Source organism: Adlercreutzia muris (assembly GCF_041223505.1).
In the GTDB taxonomy this organism is placed as follows: Bacteria; Actinomycetota; Coriobacteriia; order Coriobacteriales; family Eggerthellaceae; genus Adlercreutzia; species Adlercreutzia muris.
Map to the genome: position 1 here is coordinate 164,461 of NZ_JBCLQK010000004.1, position 19,850 is coordinate 184,310.

1 protein-coding gene (running past one end of the window) is annotated in these 19,850 nt (G+C 65.2%); it reads left to right on the plus strand.

Annotation, left to right across the window (positions count from 1 at the left end):
• A protein-coding gene (locus AAK988_RS05640) for a hypothetical protein (RefSeq protein ID WP_369880484.1) crosses the window boundary here: on the plus strand, window positions 1-19,850 show its 5' portion. 17,947 nt of this gene lie beyond the right edge of the window; the window shows 19,850 of its 37,797 coding nt (coding positions 1-19,850); its start codon is at window positions 1-3; the stop codon falls past the right edge of the window.

Here is a 19,850-nt window from a genome sequence, read left to right on the forward strand (position 1 = left end):
ATGAGCGAATATAAGCAAAATCATCATAATTCTGAGAAGACAGATGGTTGCGTGCAAGTGGATGCGCGGCAGAACACAGGCCGCCCCGCCGCGGTCGATAGCGGGGCCCATTGGCGCACGCGGGTGCCTGCCAACGCGGCGGCAGCAGTGCGCCTGGCCGAGGGGCATCCGCCCGTGAACCTTTTCACCACCAAGACCTGGGTGCGGGTGCTCTCGGTGCTGCTCTCGCTGTTGCTGGCCTTCACCATGTTCGATGCGACGGCGCTCGTTTCCTATGCCGACGAGCTGCCCGGCGACGAGGTGCCCGCGACCGATGACGGCGGGGCAGATGATGCGGAAGAGGCGGGCCGCCAGGCGGCTTTGGCCTGGGCCTCCAGCGTTCAGTCCCAAGATCTCGATCCCGATGCCTTGGAAGCCCTGCTTCCCGAAGGGCTGGTGGAGCCGACCGAGGTGCTTCCCCAGGTGACCGTGGCCACCGAGTGGGGCGACTCCGAGGAGGCCCAGCAGGCTGCCGAGGAGGCGGCCATCGCGGCGCGGCTGCGCCCGAATCTCGTGGCCTCCGGGGCGCCCTTCAGCGCCGAGGCGGGCTTCTATGTGAAGGGCCGTCGCGTACAGGCCGCCTTTGAGCTGGGCGATCTGGGCAAGAGCTTGGAAGGTGGCTACCTGGCTGGTTCTAAGCCCGGCGACCGTTTCGTCTTCACCCTGGAAGCTCCCTATCTGTATACCGATGATGCGGGAGCCGTGGCCACGACCTATGCCGAGGAGGAATGGCGCTTGCGCCATGCCCTGGCCGATCAGGCCGATCGTGTGACGGCTGGGGCCGAGGATGCTCCCTCCACGCTGGACGAGGCGCGGGCCGCGGCGGCCGAGGCCGCCCTCGATGCCGAGGCCGCTGCGGGCGCCATGCGGGCGGCCGTGTTCGCCGAGGCCCTGCCTGAGGGATGGTCGCTGTGGCAGGAGCACTACGGGATGTACCGCGCCGTGACCGACGAGGAGCTGGCTGCGGGCGTGTCGGGCAAGCTCGTGCTGCGCTACGACGGCAACGACGGCAAGCTGGATGCGGCGACGGAGCTGCCCTCCCTTGAGTTCGGTCTCGTCGGCGGAGTGCCCGAAGGCACTCCCGTATCCATATACTATGGATACGAACTCCATTCCTTCTCCACTGCGCCCGATGACGCTGAAGACGCCGAGGGCGCCCAGCCCGAGCCCCAGTACGACGATGTGAAGCGCGGGGCGGCGGGGTCCTATACCCTCACCAACGAGCGCAGCAGCATCGCAGCGAACCTGAGCGCAGAAGTGGTGCGGGCCGAGATGCCCCGCACCAGCGACGTCTCCGGTGCCGGGTATCTGGCCCATCTCGTGCGCTACGAGGTGCCCGAGGATGCGCCCGCGGTGCGGGCCTGCGCCCTGGGGGCGTTCTACCCCTCCGACAGCGCCGGCCGCGGCGGTTTGGGCCTTGAGACCCTTATGGCCTACCGGGTCGATGACGAGGGCAATGCCGTGGCGAACCGGATAAACGGCGTCGTGAACACGGCCGATGAGGTGCGCGAGGCGGAGCGTTTCGTGGGCGTGCCCGGCGAAGACGGCCTCATCGTGCTGGATGTGACCGGCCTGTCCGAAGAAGAGCTGGCGAGCCTCAACCCCATGAAGGCCTCGTCCTTGGAGGCCCTGGGCTTGGCCCCGGTGCCCTACGCCGTTACCGAGGACGGTCGTGTGCAGCTGTCCCGCACCGGCGAGGACGGCGCGATCGCCCCCGGCGAGAGCCGCACGCTGTACGTGGCTGCCCCCTTCCACGAGGCCTCGGTAACCTTTGCCGAGGGGGCGCGGGAGTCCTTCCCGGTCACGGCGGTGTTCGACGCGCAGGTGGCGGCGGTCGGCGACGGGGTCGATGGGGTGTATTCCCAGTGCCTCACCACCGAGACGCCCTTTGCCGCCACGGCCATGGGCGACGGCTTCCTCACCGATGAGCAGTCTGAGGCGGCCAACCAGACCAGTGGCGCCATTGTGCCCACGGCCCCCGAGCTGGTGGTGCCCGAGCCCGATGAGGACGCCGAGGCCGATGACCCCTCATCCGCGCCGGCCCCCGAGCCCGAAGCCCCGGTGATCGCGAAGGATCCCGACGACGGCGATGCTCCCGAGAACTATCGGGAGCGCCCGGATCTGGCTCCGCGCCAGCTGCTCTCGGCCTTCACCGGCTCCACCTATCTGACGCGCACCATGCTGGAATCGCCGGGCATCCGCCCCTTCGCCAGCGAGACCGTGGAGCGTCTGCCCACGACGTACCTGGATCCGAACCTGCACATCGGCAACGGCACCGCCGTGCCCGGCCAGACCAACACCGTCATGATCAAGACGGGCGACACCATCTATATGACCTTGCAGCCGAACCCCACGTACAAAGACGGCTATCTTGGCCGCTCCGACGGCTACGATATGGCCGATCGTCGCGCGGCCGCGGTCATATTCACCCTGGACATTCCCTATCTGTACTTCGATGCCAAAGGTCCCAAGGAGACTGTGGACCGCGCCGAGTGGGAGAAGGGCCAGCAGATTGCGAACCCGAAGTACCCGAACCAGTTCCAGCGCCTGTCCTACAAGCCTGACTCCGACGCGGTGAACCGCTACGACTTCTCCCAGGACGGCGTGAACTGGTACACGTCCCAGGAAATGACCGATCCCGAGAACGGCCTGATCAAGCAGGGCCTGTCGGGGCGCTGGTACCTGCGCTACAAGTCCACCAGCAACGACAAGCAGTATCAGCTGCACAGCGGCGCCCAAACGCTGACCGGCGAGATCAAGTTCGAGGGCTCGGTGCCCGACAACACCGGCGCCACGGCGAAGCTCGGCTATTCCTACAACAACTACACCAACGCCGACGGCACTGAGAAGAGCGCCTCGTGGCCCACGGAGGTGGCGCCGGGCACGGGTCGCGCCCCCGGTGCCGCCAACGTGCTCGTGGCCACCTTCATCCAGACCAACCTGCGCTGGGCTCTGCACAACGAGAGCTTGAACACGCCGGTGCTGTGGAACAAGTACAACTACGCCGTCTACAAGGTGCAGGTGGAGAACACCTCCGATACCCGCGAGTCCGAGATCGACTTCTTGAACTACGTGCTGTTCTTCAAGGCAGGTTCGGCGGCCACCTCGGGCATCCGTCTCCAGGACCTGCTCACCTGGAAGCGCGACGCCAGCGGCGCCTACGTGCCCAACGAGAGCTTCAGCGCCACCGAGAAGGGCGCGAGCTACATCGGCATGCCCGGCCAGGGCGGCGCCCTCATCTACGACGTGTCCACCCTGACCGATGAGGAGATCGCCTCCATCGATCTGACGGAGTTCTCCAACGTGGACGAGCTGGGTCTCGAAGAGCTGCCCTATGGTACTGGTGGCAAGGAAGGCCAGATCACTGTCGATATCCACGAGGATGACATGCCCTATGGCAAGCACCTCATCTCCCATACGCCCGAGGCCGACAAGACCCTCGAGGGGGCGCCCCGGCCCGAGGACGAGTCCGATGTGCACACGCTGCTCGTGGCCATGCCCTACACGACGAACTACGGCAGCATATCCGGCGGAGTGGAGAAGGCCTATCTGGATGCCTATGCGACGGTGAACTTCGGCAACCGAGGCTACGATGAGGACGGCAACTCCAACGACTACCAGTGGATGAAGAACCTGCGCGTGGATTCGGCGTTCGCCACGCCGACGCGGGGCCCATCGCTGACCAAGCTGGCCCAGAACCCGGAGAATGCCGATAACTGGGAGAGCGCCCAAAGCGCGCCCCTTGGCGAGATGGTCACCTACCGCATCGGCAATATGCAGAACAAGGGTAATACGCCGCTGTTCGGCCAAAACCCCGATACGTCCTATGGCGTGGAGCTGTCCGACCAGCTCCCGAGCGGTTTTCAGCTGGCGGGCATTACCATTCGCGTGGACGAGAGCGATGAATCCGAGGTCGTGCGCACCGAGACCCCCGGTGAGCCCGGGGAAGACGGCGAGCCCGGCGAGCCCGTCGTGACCGAGACGCGCAACCCCCAGCTGTCGGACTGGTACGATACGACCGATGGCACCCAGGCCAACGTGACCGAGGGTGGCAGCGCCCAGCAGAAGACCAATGTGGTGCAGTTCCAGACCACGGATATGAGCGGCAAGAACCCCCAGTGGGTCTCGCTGACGCTGCCCCAGAAAGTGGAAGAGGGAACCGGTCCTGACGGGAAGTACGTGCTCTACCGCCTCGGCGACGACGAGCGCGCCAGCCAGGGCATTGCCGAAATGCTCGAGGCCCAGGGTATCGCGGCGGTGCCGGGCCGGCGCTACGAAGCCGGCGCTGCGCCGACCCGCAAGTTCACCGGCCTGTTCCGTGTGCTGTTCAAACATACCTTGCCCCAGCCGGCAGCGGGCGAGTCTACCATGCGCATTGCCAGCTCGGTGGACGTGCACGGCGTTATGATGGAGGCCACATCCGACGGCGCGAACGGCTACTATGACAACAAGGCCGACCTCACCTACGGCGAGCGCTTGTGGACTCCGAGCGGCGTGGGCCCCGATTACGGTTCCTTCTCCCAGCCGAAGAAGACGACCCAGGCGGCCAAGGCCACGTTCCGCCAGGTGCAGACCAATCCGCTGATCACGGCAAAGGTCTTCTCCATGTACGACGGGTCTGGCGCGACCGACTCGGCCATGGAGAAGGAGGCCGACAAGCGCAACGCATTGGTGAACGAGCCCAACGCCGGATGGCGCTTCCGCTTCGGCAACACCTCCGCTTCGCGCATGGCCCCGGCCCTCATCAACATCGGCCCTATCCCCGATGGCTTCAAGTACATCAAGGATCCCGCCACGGGCAATATGGTGCTCGACCCCACCTCGTCGAAGAAGTCGCAGTTCGTAGCCAGCGCGGTGAAGCTGGGCCCTGCCTATATGGGCACCTACGACCCCGATACGAACACCTATGCCGACGATGCCGGGGCCAAGGTGGAGAAGGTCACCCTCACCTATTATGCCACCACGGCTGCCAGCGACGTGACCAAGCGCACGCTGGAGATTCCGGGGAGCAAGCTGCTGGACTACTTCAAGCCCGAAACGAAGAAGAACCCAACGACTGGCGTCATGGAGCGTACGGGCAACTATGTGCTCACCTGCACAAACTTCAACATCGGGTACCTTTTGAACGTCGATATCGAGCTGGAGCAGTTCACGAAGAACAAGACCGTGGATGCCGCCCAGGCCATGGTGGAGATCATCGGCACCCCCGAGAGCGTCGGCGAGCTGACGGTGGCTGCCCGCTTCGGCACCGACTATGAGAATCCGGACGGCAACAAGTCAGTGAGCGGCCAGGCTACGTTGAATTCCATGTTCGTGCCCATCAAGCCCGCCGTGGCCGCTTCCTACGGCTATGTGGACAACACGGGGGCGCGCAAGAGCAACGCCGCCGTACCCTATCGCTGGGGCGACAAGGCCGATGAGATCGCGTACTTCCGCTATGATCTGTCGAACAATTCTCCCTATGACATCAGCAGCTTCGACGTGGATATGGTGATCAACGGCACAAAGCAAGAGGCCCTTTCCGATGAGGCCGGCGCGCCGTCGGTATGGCGGGGCTTTTTGGCCCGGTCCCTTGTGGTGCCCGGCTTCGCCTATGGGGTGGTGCCCGTGTTGGATGCCGATGGCAACCCCACCTACGATGAGACGACCGGAGATCCCATCACGAAGACCTGCTGGCACTACCGCTACGGCGAGATCTCCTCGGTGGATGTGCTGGACGTGCTGAATCCCACGGCCACCATCCTCCATACCGAGGAGGGGCTGCGCCCGAACGCCTCTTACGACATAGCCGCGGCCCTGGATACCCTGGGCGCAGCCGGCGGCACGGTGACTCTCGGCGACGGCGCGACCCTGACCATGGACAGCGCCACGGGCATGCTCACGCTGAATGTGGCCGCCAACGGCTCGGCGGGCGACATCGTTACCGACGGCCTGGTGAGCGGGACGGTTTCCGACGGGGCCACGGAGAAGGCGCCCGTGAAGATGCTGCGCGTGCGCTTCGCGAAGATCAACAGGTCCGCCGTTACCTCGGATTCGGGGGCCATTGTGCCCCCGGCGGCCAACACGGCTCCGGTGATGTACGTCTTCGGCCGGGCCGACAGCCACGACAACGCCGCTGTGGCCACCGAGGTGCGCGCCTTCGCCACCAAGTCGGCCTACGGGCCCGACATGATGCTGCCCGACGCGGTGCGCCTCGAGGGCAATGTGAACAAGCTGCGGGCCACGGCCAAGATGCAGTTCGGCACCTTTGCCGCCACCCTGGATTGGTCTGCCGTGAAGCCCGCCGGCGTGCGCCCGAATCCGGGCGCGGCCGCTGAGGGCAAGAACGTGGAAGTGGCGAACTTCGCCGATGGCACCGGCTACAACTTCACGGTGCGCAACAACAGCCTGAATCGCGCCGACGATGCCGTGGTGACTATTCGCACCGATCAGGATCTGAGCGGCTTCCTGAAAGATCCCGTGAACGACGTGCGCGGCTTCAAGACCAAGGAAGTCACCTTCGGCGAGGAGCTCTTCAACTTCGGTTCCACGGTGCGCAAGGACAACACCGTGGGTGCCACCGACAACAGCTCGCTGGAGAACGTCACGTTCTACTTCCGCCGCGTTGTGGAGACCGGCTCGGGCGCTTCCGCGTCCTACGAGACGGTTTCAGACGGCACCTTCGCCGACCAGGGCTATTCGGTGCGCTACGACCGCGACGAGCTGTTGGCGATGTTGGAGGCGGCCAAAGCGGCCGATAGCGCGGCCACGGGCTTCTCTGTGGATGTGACCTCGGACAATCCAGATTTCGCCGCCCTGCATTTCCTCTTCGACCGGCCCCTGGCCGCCGGAGGGACCGCAACGGAGAAGCGCGATTTCTACTTGGAGCGCATCGAGATCCGTTACAGCGAGATCGACCCCTACGTGAGCGCCGACAAGCAATTCGCCGTGAAACTGCGGGGTCAGACGAACTCCTGGTACAACAATGTGAGCAGCGACGGCGCCGGCCAGTTCGCCAAGGTGAACGCCCAGGCCAAGGTGGATGTCACGGCCAAGCTGGACAACCCCGGCGAGAAGGGCAAGGCCGATGCGTTCCTGAAGGTGTACTTCCCTGCCATGGCAGTGCACACCTTCGGCCAGTACGGCGCCACCTTCAACAAGTACATGAACCACCACACCTTCGCCGACGCGGCCAACTGCTCCGATGGTTCCTTCACGCGCACTGGCGTGCCCTATGACCGCGATTTCAAGATGTGGGCGAACCTGACCAACGAGCATGCGACTTCCACCCTCGACGACGTGGACGTGACCGTCGACCTGCAGATGAACTATGAGAAGGTCTTGCAGCTGGACGCCAACGACAAGCACAAGGATGGCGGCACGGTGTCTGACTACACCGGCTTCCACACCACGAAGGTGACGGTCAACCACGAGCTGTTCGACACCTTCCGCCATGGCACGGTGGGCGCCATCACGTTCACGGGCCGCAAAGAGGGGGCCGGGGCCGACGCGGCCGCGGCCGTGTCGTGGACCATCCGCCCCGACGGGGTCTACCGAGCCCTGGATCGTGCGGTCGTTCCCGCCGCCGATGCCCTGCCCGACCATTTCGAGGACGCGACGGATGCGACCCAAACCTACGAGTTCACGGCCGAGGGCGACCTGGTCATCACCGAGGAGATGCTGCGGAATCACGGTATTGAGAACCTGACCCAGGTGAAGCTCGTCTCTTGGCAGGATATGGCCGAGGACGCCGCGCCTGGTGCCAACAACACCACCGCCCCCGCGACGGTCAGCTGGGATGATGGCCAAAACATCGTGTTCGACGGCTTCGCCGACCATAATTTCGACACGGAGCGCCTGTTCAGCGCCAAGACGGAGAACTATCTTCTGAAGCTGCGTGGCGATGCCATGATTCCCGGCATGAAGAACACGCCGGTCACCCGCACCGACCGTTCCTGGATCTATATGTCGAAGATGTACTTCGACACGCTGAACCGCGCCGGTCTCTACGACTCCAACGCCGGCGGCGTCGCGAGCGCCCCCACCAACGGCAACCGCTTCTCCCAGTACAGCTGGGGCTCGTGGGACAGCTGCCATATCGCCCACAACGACTCCTATGCCTCCGATGCCGAGCGCAACTTCGCCCTGGACGTGGGCTATAAGTCCCAGGTGTCGCTGCTGGCCGACTTTCGCCAGGTGAACACCCAGTACAACGAGTACGGCCCGGAGCGCACCTGCCATACAGAGCAGGGGCCCTGGACTTCCTATAACTTCAACGGCCGCAACCTCTACTGGGTGGGTGCGGAAACCTACAATTCCGGCATGGTCTTGCATATGGTGCAGGATCTGAAGGATCCCTCCCAGTACTTCGATGCCTATTACCTGAAGATTCGCCGTCAGGCCGCTGAGTACGTGGACAACCTAAAGATCACCTACTCTGACGGCAAGACCCTGACGCTGACGGGCGACGAGATCAAGCAGCAGCTGGCGGGCACGGCTGCCGACGCAGTGCAGAGCGACTACGACGGCGCGAAGTACTTCCGCCTCAATCTGCTGGCCCGCGATGGGGCCGGCGAGCCCGAGGCCAGCTTCGGTACGGGGGCCGATCGCAGCGACTCCTACCGCGATCCGGTTGACGACTATTACCTGCAGAACCTCACCCGTCCCGGGGCCCCGCGCTTCACGGTGACGCGCATCGAGTACGACATCCGCATCAACCAGAACCAGTACGCCTCGGGCGACAATCGCTACGTCACCGGCGACTGGACCGAGAGCGACAGCGATGTCACCACCCTGAACCAGCCCGACTATGGCAAGTGGTTCGGCAAAGTGAACAACAGCTATGCCGACATCGTGAACCAGATGTCCTTCGAAGTGAACGGCCGCATGTACGCCGAGACCCCTACGGGTGGCATGAACATGTACACCGACGTGACCCTGGAAGTGGGCGGCACGAATTCCGGCAACGACCGTCCGGGCCACCAGGCTATCGTGCGTTCCGACACCAAGGACTCCCGGGCCAATACCAGCGGCAGCGAGAACAAGAACCAGCAGGCCGATAAGAACCGCTTCTGCAGCGCGTGGTCCTATCAGGACTACCATCGCACTGGCAACTACTGGCACCATTACGACGGCGTGGCCTATATGCGTCACCTGCGCAGCCGCACCAACGTGGTGGCCCGCAACGACGGCAACTACACGATGCAGGGCATCAATTGGAACGGCAAGGACGCCACGCGGTTGGGCGATACGGCCGATGCGTGGAATTCAAACCCCTACAATATGACCGAGCACGGCCTGTTCGGCGGCGATACGAACTTCGCCATCGCCTTCTATCGCCAAACGATTTACCGGGGCATTTACTCGGGCGACGCCAGCTACTCCAGCACGTGGGGCAACGACCAGTACTACCCCAACGACTGGGGCTGGAACTACACCTCCTTCACGGATAAGGTGAAGCTGACCGATCGTTTGCCCTGGTGCCAGCCTGACGACGACCTGTCCTTCTACGGGTTCTTGTCCACGGGCCTGCACTTCCAAAACGGCGTGCTCGACCACCTGCGCGACTACGAAGATGCCACCATCACCTTCACTACGCGCCAGTGGAAGGCCTCCGACGAGTTGAACGACGAGGGCTTCACGATCTACGAGGAGGACGCCGCCGGCGCCCATACCTACCAGGTACGCCGCGATGGCGTCTACGACATTACCGGCGGCAAGAACGATCGCGTGGGAGATCTCGGCATCGATCACCTGACTCGAGGCAAGGCAGACGTGGCCTATCTGGAGTTCGCCCGCCCCGGCGAGGATTCCCATAGCGCCATCATGGACCTGAAGAAGACCGGCGATGTGGTGGCGCTGCCCCTGGCCACCAACGAGTTCGTGACCAGCTACGAGATCGACCTGGGTCCCTATTCCGGCAACGGCGACATCACCGCCGAGGGCGCCGGCCATAACGTGGATCGGGATGCCAACGAGGGCACCGTGGACATCCAGCTGCTCGGCCGGCCCTACATATATAAGGGGCAGAAGCATCCGGCGTTCAAGGGCGCGGCCCATGACAGCTGCGGCGACAAGAAAGACGCCCTCAACTACGCCTATGCCTGGGGCTACAGCTTCGCCAAGCTGGGCACCTCCAAGGGTGACAACGCGCCCTTCAATCAGAGTCTGTCCCTGAACAGCGACGGCACCCATCCCGGGGCGAGCAACTGGAAGAGCAGCTCGAACGCCAGCGTGACCCATCGCAACGAGGACACGGCCTACTTCCTCGGCTACCTCATCCCCTTCGGTTACAATTCCCGTCTCTCCCTGGAGGCCAACGGCACGGACCATCCCTCCATGGCCGATTACGGCGATGACAACTTGACGCCGAACGTGGCCACCTTCGAGGCTCGCTTCTGGAACAACATCGACAAGGACGAGGCGAAGGACGACGAGAACCGCGTGGCCCATATCAGCGCGGTCACGCTGAACAGCCACTGGTCCCCGTGGTTCACCGGGAACAACAATGGGGATCCGAATCCCGATGGCATCCGTTTGCAGAAGGTGTACGTGCCGGCCCAGTTCGTGCCCGTCACCGTGGCCGGCAACGACGGCTTCGCCGCCCGTGACGACGACTGGTTCCAGGCCGACGGCTTCCAGTTCACCGTTTACAACACCACGACCCAGACCACCTCGGCCCCCGTGACCCTCAGCTGGGCAGACCTGGTGAACCTGGGGCTTTTGTCGGGCACCGTGGCCGGCGCGGGCACCGCTCAGACGTTCACGGGCGATCCGCGCATCGGCGAGAGCCGCTACGGCGGTTGCTACGTCATCGATGTGGAGAAGTACCTGCGCATGACCGAGGCGAAGCGCGCGCTGAAGGCGGACAACCCCGCCATCACCACCGCAGAGCTGTTTGCGGCCCTGGCGGCCGACTACGGCGTGAACCTGGCCGGCTACGACTTCGCCACGGCGGGCCTGACGGAGGCCGCCGCCCAGCAACAGGTGGTGGACGCCGTGCGTGACGGCATCGTAGGCTACTACACCGCCGTGCAGAAGACCAATACGCTGCCCGGCTCTGGCTGGGCGGCCGACCAGACAGTGAACCGCACCTACGCCGCGCCCTATGTGACCAGCGTCCAGCTCACCTTCTCATCGCCCAATGCCACACGCGAGCGCCCCGAGACTATGCTCGATTCCGGTCAGGTGCTCGGTGCCAACCGCAACGCGAGCAAGGCCAACTACCGCGAGCACAGCGACGGCGCGATCTACTACAACGACAACGACGCGGACAACGCCACCGTGCCGGGGGCGGCCAATAGCGACAACTTCGCCTTCGCCTATGACGGCGTGTACGCCGACCGTCCCGTAGAGGACTTCCGCACCGCCCGGGCCACGGGCACCGATCTGGCCGCCGGCAATTGGAACTATTGGAGCACGCCCACCTTCGACAAGCAGGGCAACGCCTTCGGCGGCATGCACATGAATGAGCACCTGACGGTGTCGAACGTGGTGACTCGCGATCCGAACAAGAAGAGCCTCACCAAGCGCGAGGCCAACGATCGGGGCTACGACCTGTTCCACCGTCTGGGCTCGCTGGTCACCGACATGCAGCGCGGCAAGAAGGTGGAGATGAACGGGACGACCCAGTCCATCTTCGCCTACGACTTCGACGACCGCTCGGTGTCCTCGCCCGTGAGCTACGACCCCGCCGCAACCCGGGGCGGCAACGGCAACGGCATTCCCAACGGCGATCTGTACGCCGGCGATTACGTGGAGTACCGCCTCTACGTGGGAGCCGGCTCGGGGGACATCGGCACCGATCGGGGCACGCTGCAGGGAAGCCACAGCGGCACCTTCAGCCAGAAGGCCCTCCCTCTTGAGCATGTGGACGCCCGCTTCGAGGTGCCCCGTGGCCAGCGCATCGTCGGCTGGGAAGTGGAGAAGACCAAGACCGGTGCGCGGTGGGCCGACAACAACACCACGGGCCACGGAGTGACGGCCGAGCTGTCGGCTGCCGACGGCACGGACGCGGTGGCTGTCGATGAGCAAACGGATCTCTCGAAGGCCACGGTGGACGGTGCCTCGCGCACCTTCGGTGACGGGCCGAATGCCACCGAGCAGTACGACGGCAATCGCGTGCTGCGCCTTTCGGTGGGTCAGGCCTACGAAGCCGATAAGGACAACGGCAACGCCACGAGCCAGATTCAGCCGGGCCAGGGCGTTTGGGTGCGCGTCATTACCCAGGTGACCGACGAGCTGGAAGAGGATCCGGCCTACAACGACGAGGCCAACGGATCCGATGGCTCGGATCATCCGAGCTACCGCGGCCAGCACCTCCAGGCCAACTTCTACGCCACGGCCGCGCCGCTGCATGGCTATGCCCAGTATAGGGTGACGAACAAAAGCGGCACCGGCTCCAGCAACAGCGCCGGCCAGCCCTACGGCTCTGATGCCGCCGAGCTCGGCCGCATCACCGGCGCCCACACGGTGGCCGCCGGCGGGCAGACGACGGACAACTGCGGATCGGCGGACATGGCCGGCGCCCGCGATGCCTCGCTGCTGCGCTATTCCTGGTCCCACGGCGCGCCGGCGGCAGGGGCCGAAGACGGTTCCACGACGGACTTGGCCTTCGGCGACAAGGAGCAGCTGACGGCCCGCAACTACTCGAGCGTGGCCTTCCATCGCCATCGCACCGATCGCATCGACATCACGCCGGAGTATTGGAACCCCGACACCCAGACCCTCGACCCGGTATCCTCTTCCGGGGAGGCGGCCAATGCCGACGGCAACCGCATGCGCCTGCGCATCTCCAACATTCGCAACACCACCTGGCACGAGTCCACGATGACCGTGACCGTGTCCTTCATGCGATCTGTGAACGGCACCGGCATCGTTCAGGGTGCCGACGGCGACGGCACGGCGGGCTTCGACGCCAACGGCAATCCTGCCGGCAAGCGCTACTTCGAGCTGACGCGCAAGCCCACCTATGTGGCTGATGAGACCATCGACGAGCTGGGCTATCCCACTTCCGACAGTTCTCTCGGCCAGGATGTGACCGCCCAGGCCGCTTGGAGTCAGACCACGCCGGCCCAGGTGCTCGGCTTGAGTCACACCTCCTCGGCCGCCGATCGCGCCCAGGCGCTGCTGCCTGACAGCCAGGCGGGCCCCGACCTGGATGACCCGGGCCGCCCCGCCGTGGCCATCGAGTACTACGTGCCCGATTGGAACACCCCGGCCGCATCCCCGGCCGCGGCCTACGATGAGCGAGCCTCCATCACCCCGCTCGCCACGAATGCGGCCAGCGGCGAGGGAGCCTGGGTCACCTATGAGGAGCTGGCGGCCCGCTATGATGTGGGCGGCGACCGTTACGGCCAGGAGGCCACCGACGAGGGCCACACTGCCAACGGCAACCTGTTCCGCGACGTCACCGGTGTGCGCTGGACCTATTACGACGTGCCCGCCGTGGCCCGCGCCAACAACTCCGGCGCTGACGTGGTGGCCTTCCCCCTCGACGATGTGTCGCTGCTCGGTGTAGCCCGCTATCAGGACACGCGCCAGGACAGCACGGCGGTGAGCCATGCCGGCGGCGAGCAGGAAAACCTGTGGAAGCCCTACGGCTCGGTGGATGTGGGCTTCACCCATAGCGACAACCAGGCCACGGTTCTCGACTTCGTGGATGTGGACGCCAGCAACACCTCGGGCGCGACGGTGCTCGCGGCCAACGATCCGGTGACCCACGACACCCTGCTCACCAAGCAGGATGAGGCCAAGAAGAAGGTCACCACCGTGTGGCGCCGCACGCCGGTCATGCGCTTCCAGTCCCAGGTGTTCCAGACCGAGGCCCAGGCCGCTGCCGCCTACGACCCCGAGGCGGCCCAGAAGACCGGATACGTGGCGGGCGAGCGGTTCTGGTACAAGAACACCCTCAAGAACGTGCCGAAGCGCACCAACGCCGGCATCACCAAGCTGGAGGGAGAGCTGTACAACCCCGTCTTCTACGAGCTCATTCCGACGGAATACCTGAAGAACGAGGCCGATGGCACCCTCGATGCCCAGTACCTGGCCGATCATCTCCAGGTGAAGTGGCTTGAGAACCGCACCGATATGACCGATCCGAACAATCCGGTCACTGTGAAGGATAGGGACGTCTACAACGCCCGCACCCACGGTATGAAGCTCATCGTCGTCCCCGTGGACAGCTACGAGATGCCGGACTATGGCGGGGCCATGACCTACGACAACGGCTTTTCCAACGTCTTCGGCGGCCATGGCGACTACTTCGCCGATATGGACCCGCGGGCTGCCGGCGTGAGCCGGGACACGGAGTTTACCCTGTTCAAGATCGCCTGGATCGCTGCCGATGAGCCGCTGCCCGCCGGGGCGGCAGAGGTGACGCGCCCCATGTCGAGCGTGCCGGCGCCGGGTGCGGGGGCGGAATCGGGCTCTATTATCGACGATGGCCTGGCCTACGACCGTCCCGTCGACCTCGTGCAGGCCGGCTCTACCCGCATGGAGGTGGGCGACGTCATCGAGCTGTACTTCGACGTGTACGCCTCGGTGGACAACCTGCCTCAGGTGTACCAGCGCAACAACATCACAGGCGCTCAGGATTTGACTGGCGGTGGCACGGCGGGCCTCGAGCCGGCTTACTTTCCGCGGGTGGGCGAGTACTATTACGCCGACTGGCATCCGAACTACGGCAGCAACTGGCCGGGTCATGTGAGCCCGCTCGGGGGCACGGGCTCGGGGGCGTGGAACATCGGCGCCAGCTACTATCGCAACTATAATCTGAACACGCCCGGGGCGAGCTACCATATGCAGCATGTGGGCGAGAGCCAGGCCGCCTGGCAGGTCGTCACCAACGACGTGCTCATGGATATGGACTACCTGATGCTGGACTCGGCCTTCTCCGGCGACAAGCCCGAGAACACCGATACCTGGGAGATGTTCGACGGCTCCTATACCTATATTCCCGGCGAGGGCCTGTCCTACGGTCATTACAACGGCTTGGATGTGAACGGCTGGGGCACCAATGGCATGACCCCCTACGAGGACGGCTACCTGCGCACGGCCAACGGCAACGCCGACAGCTACAAGGCGGGCTACCTGCTGGATACCGACATGAAGGTATCCAACAATCGCCAGGTGGTACGCTATACGCCGCGGCCGCGCCAATCGACTAAAGACGAGGCCGCCTCCGAGCTGCCCAACGATGTGCACTACCTGTGGTGGTACTACGGCCACAATGACTTCAATACGGGGTACCAGGCGCAGATTGCCGAGAACGACCTGGAGAACGGCGCCGGCGCCCTGCGCAATGCCGATCGCTATGTGCGCGACTGGTACCACTATGTGACCAAGGCCCGCACCTTCGGCTCTGCATCCCTGGACACCACCCCCGGCACCGACGAGGAGACCGGAGAGCCCATCGAGATTCCCACGGGCACGCGCTGGCACTCCTCCACGCCGCTCGTGTGGTCGGAGACGCGCCTGCACATGCAGAAGGCGTGGCTCGCCACGTCGAGCCGCTTCATCTCCGGCTCTCTGGCCACCGAGGGCTCTGGCGTATCCAACTACGAGACCCAGCGCTTCTACCAGACCGAGGACACCTACGCGGGCTGGAGGACGGCCAACTACGACTACGCCGACGAGTACCGTCAGGCCCATCGTGGTGTGCTGAGGGGTCAGTACACCACGGCTCTTCAGTACAACCAGGACTTCATCAGCGAGCTGACCGCCTACAACTACGGCGACCGCAACCTGGACGGCGTGGAGTTCACCTACATCATGCCCCGCGGCGTGGAACCAATGCTCGACGGCTCCATCACCGTGGTGCCCGGGCCGGGCGAGGACTTGGATGCCGACGAGGTATCCTATTCCGGCCAGGTATCCCTCACGGTGAACGCCGAGGGCCTGGAGGATCCCATTATCGTGGACGTGGTGAGCGCCACGGGAACGGTGGTGGTGGAGAACTTCAAGCTGACCCCCAACAAGAAGATGACCCTCGGTGGCGACGACATGGAGCTGCCCCAGGGCGACTACTGGATCGTCGTGAAATCGGTGGGGACCACTCCGGAGGGACTGCCCTTCGAGGAGGGCTCCTACACCTATCGGGTGCTCGTCGACGGCAAAGTGGAGGAGCGTACGACCGCCTTCAAGCCGCTGAGCTTCCATATCGTGGCCCACGATGCCATGGCCGAGAAGAACCCCTCCTTCACGACCGGCGAGAACAATGAGCAGATTCCCACGGGCATCACCGTGGATGTGAGCGGCGCCCTGAAGGGCGAGAAGCGCAAGGTGTACGCCGAGGACGGCCAGCCGGTGCGCCTCACGAAGCTGGAGGGTGTGCCGGGCGAGAACGACGAAGTGGTCACCATCGGCACCAAGACCTACGTGAAGGATCCCAACGGCAAGTACGTGACATGCACTGAGGACGGCCGTTTCGTCGAGATCGACGACTATGATGCCGCTGTGCCCTCTCAGGTGAGCGGCGAGCTGACCCTGAATCGTATCGAGAAGGAGAGCGCGGTCTCCGTGACCGTGGACGCCGAGGGCGCCAGCCCCGACTTCCCGGCCAAGGCCCAGATCGTGGCCATGGAGGAGAAGCACGAGACTCGTCCGGTGGTGGGCGAGGACGGCAAACCGGTGGTGGGAGAGGACGGCGAGGCCCTGACCGAGGAAGTGGTGACCTACGAGGAGACCGGCGAGGTGGTGGCCGAGGTGGAGATCGTGGCCAACGCGCCGGCGGTCATCGCCACGCTGCCCCGCGGCCACTACGGCCTGAAGTTCACCGCCTCGCCCCAGATGCCCCCCGAGGCGGGTCAGGGCGGCCTGGGCTATACCCTGCCTGCCGAGGTGCAGCACTTCTATGTGGTGGGCCTCGGGGACGCGGTGGAGCTTGAGCCCTATACCCTGGAGCATGTGTGGGACGCCAGCCCCGTCCAGGTGACGGTGGATGCCCCCTACGCCGATGATGATGCCCCCACCTTCGTGATCATTCGCAATGAGAGCGGGGATGTCATCGACGGCACCACCGGTCTGCCGGTGCTGCCCGCCGAAGGCGAGGACGTGGTGGACGAGGAGCCCTATCGCATCGCCGTGGCCCCCCATGGCACGACCCAGCTGCCCACGCCGCTGCCCCGCGGCTCCTACACCGTGTCGCTCGTGCAGGCGCCGGTGGTGTCCTACACCTACACCGTGGTGGAGCAGGACGGCTCCGGTGCGAATGTGCCCATGGAGAAGAAGGGCACGTGGGAGTACCGGGCACCGAAGGATGCCGCGCAGATCGTCGCCGACGGCCATGGCGCCGTCATCGAGGTGCCGCTTCCCTGCGAGCTGGGCGACGCGCCCTCCGTGGTGGCGGGCACCTCCGTGGTTCGCGCCCTCATTGGCGCGGAGGGCGCCGGCGCCGATGCCGAGGCGAAGTACCGCCTGGTGAGCGTTGCCGTCTCCGGCGAGGGCGACGAGGCCGTGGAGAGCGAGTCCACCATCGCCGAGAACCAGACTGTACGCCTGAACCATCCGGTGCTCCTGCGCAACCTCGAGCCGGGCACCTACCGGCTGTACTTCACCGAGTCTCCGCTGCTGCCCGACGGGGGCACTTTCGCCCTGCCCGCCGAGCCGGTGGAGTTCACCGTGCCCGAGGGCGGCACCCATGTGGATGTGGCCACGACCTTGGAGCGGGGTGCTAACGGCAGCCCGGTGACGGTGACGGTCGGCGCGGCGCCCTCGGGGACTTCCTTCCCGGCTGGTGCCACCTTCACCTTCCATGTGGAAGACAGCGCGGGTAACCGCGTCCCCATCAACGATGCCGCCGGCACCCCTGTCGACGAGCGGACGGCCGGGGTGAGCGAGGAGATGGTCCTCGGAACCCTGGCTGCGGGCGCCTATACCCTGGTCATCGATGAGCAGTCCTGGTCCGGCGCCCCCTATCTGTGGAGCACGGCCCTCGTGGTGAACGGCACGGCGGCCCCGGTGCGCCAGGCCATCGATGTGCGCGCGACTGCCGAGCCCGCCGCGGCCTCCTTCGGCCTGGGCGTTCTGGCGGCCCTGGCCGATGAGGCCGCCTGCGAAGTGTCCCAGGCCGTGGCGCCCCTGGCCGCCCTGGCCGAAGAGGCCCCCGGCGCCAGCGAGGCGCCGGCCGGCGATGGCGCGACGCCGTCTGCGTCGGCTCCTGCCACCGTCACGCCCCAAGGACGCGTGACGGGCAAGCCCTCTGCCTGGGCGGCGCTCTCCTCGGCTCTGGCCGAGCCCGACGCCACCGCGCCGGGTCCCGAGGGCGACGAGGCGTTCCTCGCCTCCCTCACCTCCCTGGAGGAGAGTGTGGGCGCCGAGGTGTCGACGGCCGATCCCACCATGCCCGCCGATGCCTTTACCGCCGATGAGAACGACACGGCCTTCTTCACCATGGCCCGTGCCGGCGAGGAGGGGGTGGCTCCCTCCGAGAGCGAGGTGGACACCACCGACCTGGAGAAGCTGGCTCGGCAGATAAAGCCCAAGGCCTACCTGCTGAAGAAGACCACGACAGTGGCCGGCAACTACTCCCAGGACCCGCAGGTGGGGTCGGAATGGATCGACATTTCCGATCTCATGGAGGTGGAGGTGATCCAGACCCCCACGGCCAAGGCCGACGACGGCGTGACCTACTATGCGCCCGCCTCCCACCAGGATCCCATCCGCTCGACGGTGGATGCCACCACCCATAGCGAGAAGAGCAGCTATACCGCCGTGGCGGCCCAGGACGTGGATGCGGCGGCGGGCACGTCGAACCAGTCCGTAGGCTACCGCGACAGCTCCCAGCCTTGGGTGCTCAAGATCACGGTGAAGCAGGATCTGGCCAAGTGGTACGGCCGCACCATCGACGGCACCGCCACCGACGCGGCCGACCCCGACTACGTCCATGCGGGCCAGGCGGCCAAGTACGCCGCCCTGGCGGAGGAGATCAAGGCGGCCCTGGCCGGTGGCGGCGGTTACCAGATCAAGGTGAACATCCCCTCCCACGTCTTCGGCAACAACGAGAGCGGTGCCTGGTACGACCGCGTGCTCACCCGTCCCTGGGAGCGCACTGAGGCGTCTTCCCCCGAGGCATCTGCCTTCACCACGAGCGCCGAGCGGGCGGTGAACTTGTACCGGGAGGGCCAGGACACGGCCGACGGCGAGGAGCCGAGCCGGTCGAGCGCCTACTATCAGATCTTCGACATCGACCATTACGAGGGCCTGGCCCGCGATCGCACGCGCCATATGCAGCCCTACGGCATGGACTACAAGTACACGCTCCAGCGCTACCACCTGCGCAACGGCGAGATGCAGCTGGCCGGTTCCCCCAACATGCCGGCAGTCAACGGCTGGACGGTGCAGAACAATACCGTGCGCACCACCGATGCGGCGAGCACCGGCGAGATTGTAGACGTCATGGGCACCGCCGCCCCCAACCTGGACTTCTGGAAGAGGGCCTACAAGGGCGCCACCACCACCGGACCGGTACTCTATGCCCAGACGGGCACGAGCGCCGTGATGCGCAAGCCCGTGGTGCGTGTGTGGAACTCCATCAGTCTGCCCGACGTGCTGGAGGTCGCGACCGATGACGCCGGATCGGTGACCGATGGCGTAGGTGTGACCTCGGGCAACTACTACATGGAGACGGAGACGGACACGCGCCAGGTGAACGTGCATGTGGAGAACCGCTTCTGGTGGGACGCCTTCACGCGCGTCTATGCCGACAACAACTACCGCGGCTACGTTATTAACGAGAACCGCTGGGCCACCTATTCCAAGATCGGCGGCCAGATGGGCGACTTGGTGCTGCCCGTGGTGACCGTGGTGCTGCCCTACGGCATCGCGCCGGTACA